Annotated in this window: 16 protein-coding genes and 1 pseudogene; 6 read left to right on the forward strand and 11 right to left on the reverse strand. The window is 69.3% G+C overall.

Annotation, left to right across the window (positions count from 1 at the left end):
• Window positions 1–10: 10 nt before the first annotated feature.
• Together QRX50_RS05700 and QRX50_RS05705 are read right to left on the reverse strand one after the other, a co-directional pair.
• Window positions 11–967, reverse strand: coding sequence for a thiamine pyrophosphate-dependent dehydrogenase E1 component subunit alpha (locus QRX50_RS05700; RefSeq protein WP_285970911.1), 957 nt, complete (start codon window positions 965–967; stop codon window positions 11–13).
• Window positions 964–2001 (reverse strand): ATP-NAD kinase family protein, encoded by a 1038-nt coding sequence (locus tag QRX50_RS05705; protein ID WP_285970912.1) that lies wholly within the window; start codon window positions 1999–2001, stop codon window positions 964–966. The genes QRX50_RS05700 and QRX50_RS05705 overlap by 4 nt, the downstream gene beginning before the upstream one ends.
• Window positions 2002–2471: 470 nt before the next feature.
• On the opposite strand from QRX50_RS05705, the gene QRX50_RS05710 reads away from it, so the two are divergent.
• On the forward strand, window positions 2472–3107 hold the full coding sequence (locus tag QRX50_RS05710; protein ID WP_285970913.1) for an LLM class flavin-dependent oxidoreductase: 636 nt from the start codon (window positions 2472–2474) through the stop codon (window positions 3105–3107).
• 18 nt (window positions 3108–3125) lie between these two features.
• Here the strand turns inward: QRX50_RS05710 and QRX50_RS05715 are convergent, their stop codons facing one another.
• From QRX50_RS05715 to QRX50_RS05730, 4 genes are all read right to left on the reverse strand, one after another.
• Window positions 3126–3347, reverse strand: a complete 222-nt coding sequence (locus QRX50_RS05715; RefSeq protein WP_285970914.1) for a heavy-metal-associated domain-containing protein — start codon at window positions 3345–3347, stop codon at window positions 3126–3128.
• A gap of 236 nt (window positions 3348–3583) precedes the next feature.
• Window positions 3584–3787 carry a cold-shock protein gene (locus QRX50_RS05720; protein WP_013222289.1) on the reverse strand — a complete coding sequence of 68 codons (204 nt, stop codon included), beginning with the start codon at window positions 3785–3787 and terminating at the stop codon, window positions 3584–3586.
• A gap of 225 nt (window positions 3788–4012) precedes the next feature.
• Window positions 4013–4243 (reverse strand): hypothetical protein, encoded by a 231-nt coding sequence (locus tag QRX50_RS05725; RefSeq protein ID WP_220247900.1) that lies wholly within the window; start codon window positions 4241–4243, stop codon window positions 4013–4015.
• A 286-nt stretch (window positions 4244–4529) separates the two neighbouring features.
• Complete coding sequence (locus QRX50_RS05730; protein ID WP_285970915.1) at window positions 4530–6152, reverse strand: thiamine pyrophosphate-dependent enzyme; 1623 nt, start codon at window positions 6150–6152, stop codon at window positions 4530–4532.
• A gap of 155 nt (window positions 6153–6307) precedes the next feature.
• Between QRX50_RS05730 and QRX50_RS05735 the strand changes: the two genes are divergently transcribed.
• The 5 genes and pseudogenes from QRX50_RS05735 to QRX50_RS49405 form a co-directional block, all read left to right on the forward strand.
• Window positions 6308–7588, forward strand: coding sequence for a hydroxyacid-oxoacid transhydrogenase (locus QRX50_RS05735; RefSeq protein WP_285970916.1), 1281 nt, complete (start codon window positions 6308–6310; stop codon window positions 7586–7588).
• Complete coding sequence (locus tag QRX50_RS05740; RefSeq protein ID WP_285970917.1) at window positions 7582–7995, forward strand: acyl-CoA thioesterase; 414 nt, start codon at window positions 7582–7584, stop codon at window positions 7993–7995. Before QRX50_RS05735 ends, QRX50_RS05740 begins: the two co-directional genes overlap by 7 nt.
• 112 nt (window positions 7996–8107) lie before the next feature.
• The gene (locus tag QRX50_RS05745) at window positions 8108–8731 is read left to right on the forward strand and encodes a cysteine hydrolase family protein (RefSeq protein ID WP_285970918.1); all 624 of its coding nucleotides are present in this window, start codon (window positions 8108–8110) and stop codon (window positions 8729–8731) included.
• A gap of 217 nt (window positions 8732–8948) precedes the next feature.
• A complete protein-coding gene (locus QRX50_RS05750; RefSeq protein ID WP_285970919.1) occupies window positions 8949–10163 on the forward strand; it encodes a cytochrome P450 in 1215 nt (404 codons plus the stop codon).
• Between the two features lie 349 nt (window positions 10164–10512).
• Window positions 10513–10971, forward strand: a pseudogene (locus QRX50_RS49405) (AfsR/SARP family transcriptional regulator); the annotation flags it as partial.
• 96 nt (window positions 10972–11067) lie between these two features.
• On the opposite strand, the gene QRX50_RS49410 reads toward QRX50_RS49405, so the two are convergent.
• From QRX50_RS49410 to QRX50_RS05775, 5 genes are read right to left on the reverse strand one after another with little or no spacing between them, the layout of a single operon-like run.
• Window positions 11068–11436, reverse strand: coding sequence for an iron chaperone (locus tag QRX50_RS49410; protein WP_353074145.1), 369 nt, complete (start codon window positions 11434–11436; stop codon window positions 11068–11070).
• Window position 11437: 1 nt separating this feature from the next.
• A complete protein-coding gene (locus QRX50_RS05760) occupies window positions 11438–12688 on the reverse strand; it encodes a cytochrome P450 (RefSeq protein WP_285970921.1) in 1251 nt (416 codons plus the stop codon).
• Window positions 12685–13215, reverse strand: a complete 531-nt coding sequence (locus QRX50_RS05765) for a GTP-binding protein (protein ID WP_353074146.1) — start codon at window positions 13213–13215, stop codon at window positions 12685–12687. The genes QRX50_RS05760 and QRX50_RS05765 overlap by 4 nt, the downstream gene beginning before the upstream one ends.
• Window positions 13216–13267: 52 nt before the next feature.
• Window positions 13268–13627, reverse strand: a complete 360-nt coding sequence (locus QRX50_RS05770; RefSeq protein ID WP_285970923.1) for a DUF742 domain-containing protein — start codon at window positions 13625–13627, stop codon at window positions 13268–13270.
• The gene (locus QRX50_RS05775; RefSeq protein ID WP_285970924.1) at window positions 13624–14037 is read right to left on the reverse strand and encodes a roadblock/LC7 domain-containing protein; all 414 of its coding nucleotides are present in this window, start codon (window positions 14035–14037) and stop codon (window positions 13624–13626) included. Before QRX50_RS05775 ends, QRX50_RS05770 begins: the two co-directional genes overlap by 4 nt.
• Window positions 14038–14052: the final 15 nt, after the last annotated feature.

Consider the following 14052-nt stretch of genomic DNA (forward strand, 5'->3'; position numbering starts at 1 on the left):
CGCGCTCCCTTCAGTACGAGACGTAGACGTCGGTCTCCAGATCGGCTCGGGTGGGTTTGGGTGCGGCCTTGGCTTCCGCCACGGCTTCTTCGACGAGTTTCGCGACTTCGGTGTCGACCTTGTCGAGGGCTTCCTCGGGGAGTTCCTCGCTTTCGACCACGCGGGTGCGGAAGCGCTTGAGGCAGTCGAGGTTTTCGCGGGCGTGGGCGACCTCGTCGGCGCGGTAGCTCTGCTGGTCACCTTCGAAGTGGCCGAAGTAGCGCGTGAACTTCACTTCCAGCAGCGTGGGGCCGCCGCCGGCGCGGGCGCGGTCGATGGCCTCGCCGGCGGCTTCGGTGACGGCGAAGAAGTCGTAGCCGTCGACGATCACGCCGGGCATGCCGAAGCCGGCGGCACGGTCGGCGATGTTGTCCGAGGCCACGGACCAGGTGCTGGACGTGGCTTCGGCGTAGCCGTTGTTCTCGGCGACGAAAAGCGCGGGCAGGTTCCAGACGGACGCGAGGTTGAGGGCTTCGAGCGTGGTGCCCTGGTTGCTGGCACCGTCACCGAAGAAGGCGACGCCGACGCCACCGGTCCCCTGTTGCTTCGCGGCGAGCGCGGTGCCGCAGATCAAGGGCGGGCCGCCGCCGACGATGCCGTTGGCGCCGAGCATGCCCTTCGACAGGTCGGCGATGTGCATCGAGCCGCCCTTGCCGTGACAAGATCCCGTGGTGCGGCCGTAGATCTCGGCCATCATGGCCTTCACGTCCACGCCCTTGGCGATGCAGTGGCCGTGGCCGCGGTGGGTGCTGGCGATGGTGTCGCGGCGGTCGAGGTGGCGGCAGACGCCGGCGGCCGAGGCCTCCTCGCCGGCGTAGAGATGGACGAAGCCGGGGATGTCGCCGGTGGCGAACTCCTCGTGCACGCGTTCCTCGAACGCGCGGATCGTGCGCATGGTGCGATAGGCCTCCAGCAAGGTTTCCGTCATCGTCGACGCTCCTTTTTCGGTTCGTTCCCGGACGTGGTGCGCAACAGCCCCCGCCTGGCCGCTTCGGCCATCACCGCGCGGACGTCGACGCACCACGGCCCGTCGGACCGGAGCTCGACATACGCGCTCTCCCCTGGTTTGAGTTCGAGCTCGCGTTCTCCGTCGACGGCGATCACGCCACCGCCGACGGCGAGGTCCACTCGCATGCCCTGCTGGAGCACGCCCCAGCCGCGCACGCCGACGGCTTTCACCAGGCCGGGGGCGATGGGCGCGTGGACCACGTGCGGGGTGCTGCCGACGGGTCCGAGCTTGAGGGCGACGCCGTCGGCGCTGGACCGCGGGCTCGGGCAGAGCTGGCCCGCGATACTGGACAGGCCGATGCCGTCGGGCTCGGCGAAGGTGCAGTAGAGCTCGGTGAGCGACGCCGGATCCCACAGCGCCTTCGCGCCGACGTGCTTACTCAGGGTCACGGCGACGTCCACCAGAGCGATCTCGCGCCGCGCCTTGGTGACGACTTCGAGCTTGCTCACGCGGTGGGTGACCAGGTCGGGGTCGATCTGGCCGCTCGCGATGAAGCCCGCGGCGAGACCCGCGACGGTGGCTTCGCGCATCTGCGGGAAGGCGTTGTTGGTGCCGGTCGACAACGCGAGCAGCGGCACCTCACCGCACGCCTTCGCGGCGACCCGGGCCGTGCCGTCGCCACCGAGGCAGACGATCACGCCGGCGCCCGCCTCGACCATGCGGCGAACGGCGTTGGTCGTGTCCTGCGCCGTGCCCGTGAGGGGTTCTTTGTCGCAGAACTCGACGCCGGGCAGCGGATGGCGCCCGAGCTGCCGGAGAACGGCCGCGGAAATGCCACCGAGGTCGGTGGAAACGAGCGTTCTCCCCACACCCGCGATGGCCAGCGAGGCCAGCACGCGCTGGACCATGTTGGCCTTCTCGGCCGTCGGGAACACGGACGCCTGCGCCACCAGCCGCCGGATGTCCCGCCCCGACGCCGGGTTGGCGACGATGCCCGCCACACCTGGGCCCACCACAGATCTCCTTGTCCTGCTTGTGCCGGTTCAGCAGACCGTGTGAAGCGGGATAGGGGAAGGGTTGCGGAGGGTTGCAGCTCGATTGCTCACCCGGACGGCCCAGTACTTCGGCCGGAGGAATCACCCAGCCCGCGGCAGGGGATGAAGAGACACACCGTGCGGCACGACGTGCGCCGATCCGGTGACGAGGCCCGGCGAACGGGTCGATCGTGTTGGACCGACCGGTAAATCCCTTACGCGGAAAGCGGTGAGCATGAAGATCGGTGTCGGAATCCCCAACCAGGTGCGTGACGTCCGCCCGCAGGTCATCCCCGAGTGGGCGGCGCAGGCCGAGGAGGCGGGGTTCTCGTCGCTGGGCGCCGTCGGTGGATCGCCTACCCCGGCGTGGTGGACACGGTGGCGCTGGCCGCGGCAGCGGGCGCGACCAAGTCGATCGGGCTCGTCAGCGGCGTCCTGCTGGCGACGGTGTGGCGGCGCCGTTGCTGGCGAAGGAACTCGCCGCTATCGACGGCGTTTCCGGCGGCCGGCTGACCGTCGGCTTCGGGATCGGCGTCCGCCCGGACGACTTCGTCGTGGACGGACTCGGCAACAAGGGCCTCGGTGCGCGCATCGACCGCGACCTCGAGACGTACCGTTCGATGTGGACGGGGCAGCCCGTCGGCGGCGGCGACAACCCGGGCGTGCCGGCCGGAACCCGCGAGGTGCCGATGCTCTTCGGCGGCATGGCGCCGGCGTCGTTCGCGCGCATGGCCAAGTGGGGCCAGGGTTACGTCGGCGGCTCGGCTCCGGCGCAGTTCGTGGCCGGGCACTTCGAGCAGGCCCGCGCCGCGTGGAAGGACTCCGGCCGCGCCGGCGAGCCCTACCTGGTGGCGCTGGCCTACTTCGCCCTCGGCGACCCCGACAAGGGCCGCGCGAGCGTCGGCGACTACTACGCCGGCGCGGGTGACTTCACCGAGCTCGCCGTGTCCGGCGTGTGCGGGACGCCCGAGATGTTGAAGGCGACCACGACGTCGTTCGCCGACCTCGGCGTGGACGAGCTGATCTTCAACCCGGGCACCGACGACGTGGACGACATCAAGCGGCTCGCGGACGCCGTGCTCTGATCAGCGAGCTCTGATCCGCTAGACGAGTACCGCGGTGCCTTCGTAGGTGTAACCCGCTTCTTCGACGGCACTGCGGACGGCGTCCTCGGTGAGCTCTTCGGCGCTGCGCACGACGACGCGGCCGGTTTCGACGTCGACCTCAACGCTTTCGACGCCCGGAAGTTCGGTGATTTCCTCGGTGACCGACTGTGCACAGTGGCCGCAGGACATCCCGGAGACGGTGTAGCCGTTCTCGATCATGGCGCGCAGCCTACGAGGTCCACGTCGGACACGATCGGGTGACGGCGGGGCGAGCCGGAGGCACGGAAGTCGTTATCCGGCAGGGGAAACCAGATCGTGGGACGGCTCCGCGCAGCGAACGGCGGTATGACAGACGACAGCGTTGGAACACGCAGCGTCGACACACGACAGCGCTGGAACACGAAAAAGGGCCACCACCCGTAGCGCGGGTGGCGGCCCCTTCACGAAGGTCTAGGTCAGATGACGGTGACCGACGTAGCCTGCGGGCCCTTCTGACCCTGGCCGATCTCGAACTCCACGCGAGCGTTCTCTTCGAGGCTCTTGAAGCCGTTACCCTGGATCTCGCTGTAGTGAACGAAGACGTCGCCGCCACCGTTGTCGGGGGTGATGAAGCCGAACCCCTTCTCGGAGTTGAACCACTTCACAGTGCCCTGAGTCATTAAATATCTCCATACATAACACCAAACGGGAAGCCACATCAGCATCCCGAGTCAAACCCGGGCGGTTTGCTTCCTCGAGTGAGGAGACACTACGCCCGCTGAAATCTGCGAGCGTGACTCACAAAAATCGAGACCTTCTAAAGTAAAGCACAGCTCGTGGCACAGGGACAACCCGAGTCACCCGGGCTCACCCTCACGAACTGGGGTGAGCCAGGCCGGGGTGAGCTATTCGCCACTCGCCGGACGCAGACCGCCCCCGAACGGCGAACGCCAGCCGGCGTCCTGGTCACCGACCACGACGGCCACGTCGTGGGCCTCCGCGACGGCGCTGAACAGCACCGGCACGACACCCGAGGTCTCGCGGACCTGCTCCGTCGCCGTGCGCGCCCCAGCGGCGCGCGCCGCGGCGGTGCGGGCTGACGAACCACGCGAAACCGTGGTCTTTTCGTCGGCCATGTTGCAACTCCCCTCGTTCCCACCCGCCTCCCAGCGGGCGATGCCGTGATGATGTCACCCGGCACCGACAGAAACCGGCTGTTCCCGTCCGGACCAGACCACTGAATCGGTAACCCTTGCACCACGGAGCTGATCCGTGTGCGCGGCGCGTCCCGATGTGACTCTGCATGTGCCTGCCGGATCCCGGTTCTCCCGCGAACCCCTGGGAACACCGTCAGGCTACCGGAGCCACCCCCCTGCGGCCACTGAACTTTCCCGGCGTTTCCTGTTGCGTGCCGGAGGAAAATCACTGCCCGGGTGATTGCGGGCGAACCGCGCTCAGCAAAGTGCTCAGGCGGACGTCGGGCGTTACGACGTCCGGGTCCGTCCTCACATCGATCACACACGGACGCTGGCGCACCAACGCACTCGCGACGATCGCCTCGAGTTCTTCGCGATCGTCCACCGTGTACCCGGCGGCGCCGAGCCCACGGGCCCACGACGCGAAGTCCGTGAGCGGGATGGTGACGCCCGAGAGCCGGCCGTGCGCGCGGGCCTGGTGCATGGCCAATGCCCCGTGCACGCCGTTCTGAAACACGACCACCATCACGGGCGCGCGGTAGCGGACGGCGGTCTCGATCTCCTGGCCCGTCATGAGGGTGCCGGCGTCGCCGACCATCGCGACGACGGCGCGGCGCGGTTCGGCGAGCTTGGCCGCGATGGCGGCGGGCACGGCGTAGCCCATGGCCGCGTTGCTCGGGCCGAGCTGGCTGCGCGGCGCGGTGAAACACCAGTAGCGGTGCATGAACTGCGCGAAGTTACCCGCGTCACTCGTGACGATCGTGTCCTCGGGCGCGAGCTTGCGCAGGGCGCGGATCACGTCGACGGGGTGCACGCGCGTGTTGCCGCTCGTGTCGGGCGGGGTCATGAAGGTGTGCACGGCGGCGTTGGCGGCCGACGCGCGGCGCGTGCGCGGGGTCGCGATCGTGCGCAGCTCACGCAGGAACGGCTCGACCTCGGAGTCGACGCGGAAGGTGAGACCGCGGCGGCGCTGCTCGTCGATACCGGTGCCGACCAGCACGAGCGTCTGCTGTGACGTCGGGTAGCGGTAACCCTGGGTGGTCACCTCGTCGAGCTGGGTGCCGAGGGCTAGCACGAGGTCGGCGCGTTCGAGGGCGTCGAGCTGGCGCGCGGGGATGCCGAGGCCGAGGTGGCCGGCGTAGCGCGCGTGCGTCTCGGGAAAGGCGTCCTGGCGACGGAAGGCGTTGTAGACGGGCAGGGCGAGCTCGTCGGCGACGGCGATCAGCTCGTCGCGCGCCGAACGCGCGCGGCCGCCGACGATGACCACCGGGTAGCGAGCCTCGTCGACGAGCCCGGCGACGGCTTCGGCCGAACGGCCCAGCGTGCCCATGACCGGCGGGCGCACCTTGGCCACCGGTTTGGCCGAGTCGTACGGCACTCCCCACGCGTCGCTGGGCACGCCGAGCACGACCGGCCCCGGACGGCCTTCGCGACAGCGCGTGAGCGCTTCGGCGAGCAGGCCCGGCACCGCGTCGGGGTCTTCGGCGCGTACGCACCACTTCGCGATGGACTCGAACATCGCCGTGAGGTCGGACGTCGGCAGCTCGCCGGTGATCGCGCGGTCGAGCGCCGGCGTCTCGAGGAGGACGACCATCGGGGTCTCGTCCTGGTAGGCCGTCTGCACACCGATGGCGAGGTTCGCGGCGCCCGGGCCGCGGCTGGCGAGCAGCACGGCGGGGCGCTCGGTGAGCTTGCCCTCGGCTTCGGCCATGAACGCGGCGCCCGAATCGTGGCGCGCGGAGATGAGTGTCACTTCGCGCTCGCGCTGCAGCGCGTCGAGCAGCTCCAGGAACGCTTCGCCGACGACCGCGTACACCCGGCGGACCTGGGCCTCGGTCAGGATGCGCACGGCCGTCTGGGCGACGGTCGCTCCTACTTGGTATCTAATGAGGAGAGCTTAGGGCGGCACGGTTCACCGTAGTCAAGCGATCTTCGAGGAATGACTGCGGAAATGGGACGAATGTCCGCTTTGACCGCCCGCTGGCAGGAAGCGAGGACCACGCCTTGACGTCCCCCGAGCATGAAACCGTTTTCACGTATGGCGCGCCCGCCTTGAAGTACGGCACGGGATCCAGCGACGAGATCGGTTACGACCTCACGCAGTACGGCGTTCGCCGGGTACTCGTGGTCACGGATCCCACCGTCGCCGAGACGGGGTGGCCGGCGCGGATCGCCACGGGGATCGAGTCGTACGGGATCACGACGGAGGTCTTCGACGGCGTCCACGTGGAGCCGACGGACGTGAGCATGCAGAAGGCCGTGGACTTCGCGCGCGGGAGCGGACCGTACGACGCGTTCGTGGCCGTGGGTGGCGGGTCGAGCATCGACACGGCGAAGGCGGCGAACCTGCTGACGTCCAACGAAGGCTCGTTGATGGACTACGTCAACGCGCCGGTGGGCGGCGGGCGGGCGCCGTCGAACCCGCTGAAGCCGCTCGTCGCGGTGCCGACCACGACGGGGACCGGGTCGGAGAGCACCACGGTGTGTGTGCTCGATGTGTTGTCACTGCGGGTGAAGAGCGGGATCAGCCACCTGCGGCTGCGGCCGACGCTGGCCGTCGTGGACCCGCGGCTGACGGTGACGCAGCCGGCCGGCGTGACGGCCGCGTCCGGGATGGACATTCTTTGTCACGCGGCGGAGAGCTACACGGCGAAGCCGTACACGTCGTTCGACCGGAAGAAGCCCGAGCAGCGGGTGCCGTACTGCGGGTCGAACCCGTTGGCGGACATGTTCGCGGAGAAGTCGTTGTCGTTGCTGTCGTGGGCGTTGCCCCGGGCGGTGCGCGACGGTTCGGACCTGGAGGCGCGCGAGGCGATGGCACTGGCGGCCACGTTCGCGGGGCTGGGGTTCGGCAACGCCGGCGTGCACATCCCGCACGCGAACGCGTACCCGATCGCGGGGCAGGTGCGGGAGTTCCACCCGGACGGCTACCCGGGCGACGAGGCGATGGTGCCGCACGGGATGGCGGTGTCGCTGACGGCGCCGGAGGCGTTCCGGTTCACGTTCTCCGCCGCGCCGGAGCGGCACCTGCGGGTGGCTCGGTTGCTGGCGCCGGACTTCGAGTGGGCCGGGAACTTCGAGGACCACCTGCCGGCGGTGCTGGTGAACCTGATGCGGGAGATCGGGATTCCGGCCGGCATCGGCGCGGTGGGGTATGCGGAGTCCGATGTGGACTCGTTGGTCTCCGGGACGCTGAAGCAGCAGCGGCTGCTGGCGACGGCGCCGCGGGAGGCTTCCGAAGCCGACCTGGCCGGGATCCTGCGGGCTTCGGTGCAGCTGTGGTGAGTTACCCGTTCTGGCAGACGGTTCCGTTGCGGTGGAAGGACAACGACGTCTACGGCCACGTGAACAACGTGGTGCACTACTCGGTGATGGACACGGTGATCAACACGTGGCTGATCGATCGCGGCGGGCTGGACATCGAAGCCGGCGAGGTGATCGGGCTGTGCGTGGAGTCGCGGTGCCAGTACCACGCCTCGGTGTCGTTTCCGGGGTCGTTGCGGGTCGGGCTGCGGGTGGCGCACCTCGGGCGGTCGAGCGTGCGGTACGAGATCGGGATGTACACCGCGGCCGAGGTGCTGGTGGCGGAGGGGCAGTTCGTGCACGTGTTCGTGGATCGGGAGTCGAGGCGGCCGGTCGAGGCGACGGGGAAGCTGCGGGAAGCGCTGGCTGAGCTGGTCACGGCCGGTTGACTTTCAGCCAGCGGAAAGCGGCCTGGTGGCGGTGTGGTCCGGCCGGTAGGTTCCCGTCGCCCGAAGCGTGTCCCGATGCGTCTCCCGATGCGGCTCGACCGAGGTGGCGACTGTGCGATTCGACGAGGAACAGCTGAACCCCGCCAAGGCGGCCGTCGTGGTGGTGGACGTGCAGAACGACTACTGCCACCCCGACGGCGCGTGCGCCCGGCGTGGCGAGGACGTGAACGCGGCCAAGGAGATGGTCCCTCGGCTGCAGGCGCTGCTGGCCGGGGCACGGGCGCACGATGTGCCGGTCGTGTTCGTGCAGACGGCGCACGAGAAGGCGACCGACTCGGCGGCGTTGACCGTGCGGTCCGGCGGCCGTTCGGGCGTGGTGTGCCGGGCGGGGACGTGGGGCGCGGAGCCGTTCGAGGTGGCGCCGCTGCCGGGGGAAACGGTGGTGCTGAAGCACCGGTACAGCGGGTTCGTGAACACGCGGCTGGACTCGGTGCTGCGCACACTGCGGGCCGAGACCCTGGTGATGGCCGGTGTGAGCACGAACGTCTGCGTGGAATCGACCGCGCGGCACGGTTACATGCTCGATTACCACATCGCGTTCATGGGCGACTGCTGCGCGGCTTTCACGCAAGCCGAGCACGACGCGGCACTGGTGAACATCGACAAGTACTTCGGCGCGGTGATGGACGCCGATCAGCTGCTGGGCGCGTGGGATTCGATCGCGCCGAGGGGCTGAACGCGTTCGATTAGACAATTCCCAAGTCGGTAATCCCGATGACCGGAAAAATTCTAGAGAGTGACGCGCGGCCCCCCATCACTACGCGCCGACACCGAACGACGTTCGGCCGGTAATCCACCTGGAGCAGTGGTCTGCTCCAATGGTCTGAATTTTCCCCGCACACGCAACGTCCGTCGATAACGTGGATGCTCCACCGCCTGAGCGAGGGAGCTCCATGACCACGGCACGTCACGCGCCGGACATCCTTTCCGCCGAATTCGCCGCCGACCCGTATTCCGCGTACGACATCATGTTGGAAGACGAGCCCATCGTCTGGCACGAAGGCATGAACAGCTACATCGTTGCCCGCTACGACGACGTCGCCAGGGCGTTTCGGGAGCCGGTGTTCACCACGGACAACTACAGCTGGCAGCTGGAACCCGCGCACGGGCGCACGATCCTGCAGATGAGCGGGCGCGAGCACTCGATCCGCCGGGCGCTGGTGGTGCCGGCGTTCCGCGGCAACGAGCTGGAGCAGAAGTTCCGGCCCGTGATCGAGCGGAACTCCCGTCAGCTCATCGACGGCTTCCGCGGCCGCGGCGAAGCCGACCTGGTGCAGGACTACGCGCGCCACTTCCCGATCAACGTGATCGTGGACATGCTTGGTCTGGACCAGAGTGACCACGAGCGGTTCCAGCGCTGGTACACCGCGATCATCGGCTTCCTCGGCAACCTCAGCCAGGACCCCGACGTGGCCGCGGCCGGCGTGCAAACGCGCGAGGAGCTGGCGGAGTACCTGATCCCGATCATCCAGGCCCGTCGCGAAAACCTCGGCGACGACCTGCTCTCCACGCTGTGCTCGGCCGAGGTCGACGGCACGCGGATGAGCGACGAGGACATCAAGGCGTTCTGCAGCCTGCTGCTCGCCGCCGGTGGGGAGACCACCGACAAGGCGATCGCCAGCGTGTTCAAGAACCTGCTGGAAAATCCGGCGCAGCTCGAAGCCGTGCAAGCCGACCACGGACTGATCCCGAAGGCGTTCGCGGAGACGCTGCGCTACACGCCGCCGGTGCACATGATCATGCGCCAGCCCGCCGAGGACATCGAGATCGCGGGCGAGCACGTGCCGGCCGGCAGCACCGTGACCTGCCTGATCGGTGCGGCCAACCGCGACCCGCGGCGGTTCGGGAACCCGAACGCGTTCGACATCTTTCGCACGGACCTCCCGACGGAAACCGCGTTCTCCGCGGCCGCGAACCACCTGTCTTTCGCGCTGGGCCGGCACTTCTGCGTCGGCGCGCTGCTGGCGAAGACGGAGATCGAGGTCGGCGTGGCGCAGTTGCTCGAGGCGATGCCGAACGTGCGGCTCGCGGACAACGCGGACACCCACGAAGCGGGGGTGTTCACGCGCGGACCGTCGGCGTTGCCGGTGCGGTTCAGCCCGAACTGACTTGTGTGGAGGTTGTCGGCACCACGCCCGGGTGGGCAAAGCCGAGATAGCCTCACTGGACAATGGCCAGTGACTCCACCTGGTTCTCACCGTTGTGGGCGAAGCGGAAGGGCGAGTGAGCGTGCCCGAGTCGGTGCGGTTTCACCTGTTCGGCGGGCTGCGGGCCTGGCGAGGAGACCGGGAACTCGCGCCAGGGCCGCCGGCGCAGCGCCTGTTGCTGACCGTCCTGCTGGCGCGCGACAGCAGGTCCGCCGGCCTCGGCGAGCTGAGCGAGCTCCTGTGGGACGACCAGCCGCCGGCCAGTGCGGCCGACGTAATCCAGCGGTACGTGGGCGCGTTGCGGCGGCTGATGGAACCCGATCTCCCCGCGCGGGCCCAGGGCCGATGGCTGGTGCGCCGGTCAGGCGGATACGCGTTGCAGGTCGATCCGGCCTCGTCGGACCTCGCCGAGTTCCGGCGCCTGGCCGCGCGGGCCCGGCAGGCGGCCGATCCGGTCGAGGCTGTCGCCGAGTACTTCGAGGCGCTGGAGCTGTGCCGTGGTGCGGCCGGACCCGGCGCGAACGTGGGCCGTGGCGCCACGGCCCTGCTGACCGCGATCGATCAGGAAGTCACGGCGGTGGTGGTGCGGGCCGCCGACCTCGCGGCGGCGACCGGCCAGTCGTTGCGGCCGTTTCTGCCGCATCTGGAACGCGCGGCGGCGCGGGATCCGTTCGACGAAGGTGTGCACGCACGGCTGTTGCCGGCGCCGGCGGCGGACGGACGACGGGCCGCGGCGCTGGAACGGTACCGCGAGGTCCGCGACCGGCTCGTGGAGGAGCTGGGGGTGGAGCCGGGCCCGGAGCTGGTGGAGGCGCACCAGACGCTGCTCACTGAGCCGGAATCCGGGCCGGATCCGGTTGCGCGGTCAGTTCCAGAGGACGCCGTCGTCCTCGAACTCGCGCAGGCGGTAGGCGATCATGCGGCGGAGCAGGTCCGTCGGAACCGGTGCGCCGTAAGGGAGCTTGACCGTGCCCTTGCCGGTCTCGAGTGTCGTGAGCTCCGCGTCGAAGGCTTCGCGGGTGCTGGGTGTGAAGGTGATGTTCACGTGTTTCGCGTGACCGCTGATCACGAACAGGATCGTGCCCGCCGGGTGGATCCAGGCGGGGTGGCCCCACTTGATGGCCTCGCTCGCCTCCGGCACGGATTCGCTTGCCAGCGCGTGGAGTTGTTCGAGCAGCTCGCGCGCCGGGCCGGTGAATCCTTCGAGGTACTCGTCGAGATTGTTCGAGGCCACGTCAGCCCCAGCTGGCGACGTGGCTCGCGACGTAGGTCGGCGTGAACGTGACGGGCAGCGACTCCAGCCCGCGCATCCACATCGACCGCTGCCACTTCAGCGCCTCGTCCGGCACCGACAGCGACAGGTCGGGCAGCCGGTCGAGCAGCACCTCGACGGTCGTGCGGGCGATGACCTCCGCGACCTCGGGTGCGGGGTGCGGGCAGCCGTGCTCGCCGTGGCCGAACGACATGTGCGCGTGGTTCCCGGCGGCGCCGCCGGCGAGGTCGGGGCGCACGTGCGGGTCGGCGTTCGCGGCGGCGAGGCCGAGCACGAGCAGGTCGCCGGTGCGGATGCGGCGGCCGCCGAGCTGCGTGTCGCGCGTGGCAAAGCGGCCGATGAAGTTCTGGGTGGGCGTGTCGTGCCAGAGGACCTCGTTGAGGGCCTCGCCGACACTGCCGCGCCCGCCCGAGAGCGTCATCGCGAAGCGGTCGTCTGTGAGCATCAGCCGGATGGTGTTACCGATCCAGTTGGCCGTCGGCTGCTGCGCGGCGGCCGTGACCACCAGCAGGTCCTGCACGATCTCGGCGTCGGTGAGCCCCGCGGGGTTCTGGGCCATGTGCGACGGAACATCGTGGCCGGGCTGCCGGTGCTTGAGCGCCAGCAGCCGGCCCATGGACTCCTGCACGCGGCCGTACGCCGGGATCGCGTCGGGGCCGACGTCGAGCGAGATCGCGACGTCGCGCACCAGCGCCGGGGTCTCGGCCTCGGGCATGCCGTACATCTTCGCGATGGCCAGCAAGGGGATCTGCATCGCGAACTGCGTGATGAGGTCGGCCTCGCCGGCGCCGGCGAACGTGTCGATCAGCCGGTCGGCGATCTGCTCGCAGTGCGCGCGCAGATCGAACTGGTCCACTGAGGACAGTGCGTCGCCGATCGCGCCGGCGCGGCGGCGGTGCTCCAGCGCCTCGGTGAACATCACCGACGGGTTGTGCGCCACGTAGGGCAGCAGCGGCCAGTCGGCCGGCACGTTCTCCCACTGGTTCCAGCGGCGCGTGTCGCGGGCGAACAGCTGGGAGTCACTGGTGACCTGGTGCACCTCGCGGTAGCCGCAGACCAGCCACGCGGGGACGTCGCCGTCGAGCAGCACCGGGGCGACACCGCCGTAGTCCTGGCGGATCCGGCCGTAGAGGGTGGCCGGATCCTCCTGGAACTGCGCGCCGTAGAGCTTGACGAAGTCCTCTGTGGACACTTCAGGCCGGTGTTCGGTCACGGCTGGTTCTCCTGGGCGGTGGACAACGAGTAGAGGTGGTCGACGAGCGAGATCAGCACCTGCTTGGACGAGTCGCGGCGGCGCGCGTCGCAGTCGATCAGGGGCACTTCGGGTGAGAGGTCGAGCGCGGCGCGGACCTGGTCCAGATCGTGGGCCGGCGGCTCGAAGTTGTTGCGCGCCACGATGAACGGCGTGCCGTGGTGCTCGAGCCGGTCGATCGCGTACCACGAGTCGGCCAGGCGGCGGGTGTCCACGAGGACCACCGCGCCGAGCGTGCCGGAGAACAGCCGGTCCCACAGGAACCAGAAGCGCTCCTGGCCGGGTGCGCCGAACAAGTACAGCACCATGCGCTCGTCGAGGCTGATGCGGCCGAAGTCGAACGCGACCGTGGTCGTGGTCTTGCCCTGCAGGCCCTGGTCGATGCCGACACCGGCCTGCGTCATCGTCTCCTCGGTGCTCAACGGCCGGATCTCGCTGACCGACCGGACCATCGTGGTCTTGCCGACGCCGAAACCCCCGACGATCACGATCTTCAGCCCGTCGGCGGCGGTGGCGGCCAGCGGGGCGCGAGGGGTGCGTTCAGAGATTGCGGAGTCCAACGAGCACCTTCTTGAGGAATTCGGAGTCGGGGATGGACGCGCGCTGCAGCGCCGAAGAGGGGTGACGGGCCGAGACCTTGCCGCTGTCGAGCAGATCCGTGACCAGGATCTTCACGACGCTCACCGGCAGCGAAAGCTCCGAGGAGAGCTCGACGACCGACGTCGGGTGCAGGGTGATCCGCAGGATCCGCACGTGCTCGGACTGCATCCCGGCCGACGGCGCCGACTCGGCGACGATGATCGTGACGAGGTCGAGCTCGAGGTCTTCCGTGCGGCTGCGCCCGCCGGTGAGCGTGTAGAGGCGGTCGGGGTCCTCTTCCTCGACAGCGCGGCGGATCATGCCGTCGGACCGGCCTGCGCGTAGCGCGGAGCGGCGGTCAGGAACGAACCGATCTGCTCGACCAGCTCGTCCATGTTGTGGCCGATCAGGCCGACGTCGGCGTCTTCGGCGGCGATCACCGCGAGGTGCGCGCCGATGCCGGCCTCGACGATGAACAGGATGCCGCCGTGGAACTCGGTCATCGAGTTGCGGATGCCGCCGCTGCCGTCACCGAACTCGGCCGACGCGCCGTGCGAGAGCGCCTGCACGCCGGCGGCGATCGCGGCCAGCTGGTCGGCCTTGTCGATCGTGAGGCCGGCGGTGTGGCAGAGCTTGAGGCCGTCCTTCGACAGCACCAGCGCGTGGACGGCTCCCGGCGTGTTGCCGACGAGGTTCTCCAGGAGCCATTCGAGGTTCGTGTTCTGGGTCATCGAGGATCCGGGGGC

Origin of the sequence: Amycolatopsis sp. 2-15, assembly GCF_030285625.1 — a bacterium.
Taxonomy (GTDB): Bacteria; Actinomycetota; Actinomycetes; order Mycobacteriales; family Pseudonocardiaceae; genus Amycolatopsis; species Amycolatopsis carbonis.

What these genes read in the sequence shown, in the direction of transcription:
- QRX50_RS05700 (WP_285970911.1), bottom strand. Translation starts at nt 967, where the DNA reads ATGACGGAAACCTTGCTGGAGGCCTATCGCACCATGCGCACGATCCGC.
- QRX50_RS05750 (WP_285970919.1), top strand. Translation starts at nt 8,949, where the DNA reads ATGACCACGGCACGTCACGCGCCGGACATCCTTTCCGCCGAATTCGCC.
- QRX50_RS05770 (WP_285970923.1), bottom strand. Translation starts at nt 13,627, where the DNA reads ATGATCCGCCGCGCTGTCGAGGAAGAGGACCCCGACCGCCTCTACACG.
- QRX50_RS05775 (WP_285970924.1), bottom strand. Translation starts at nt 14,037, where the DNA reads ATGACCCAGAACACGAACCTCGAATGGCTCCTGGAGAACCTCGTCGGC.
- QRX50_RS05725 (WP_220247900.1), bottom strand. Translation starts at nt 4,243, where the DNA reads ATGGCCGACGAAAAGACCACGGTTTCGCGTGGTTCGTCAGCCCGCACC.
- QRX50_RS05715 (WP_285970914.1), bottom strand. Translation starts at nt 3,347, where the DNA reads ATGATCGAGAACGGCTACACCGTCTCCGGGATGTCCTGCGGCCACTGT.
- QRX50_RS05720 (WP_013222289.1), bottom strand. Translation starts at nt 3,787, where the DNA reads ATGACTCAGGGCACTGTGAAGTGGTTCAACTCCGAGAAGGGGTTCGGC.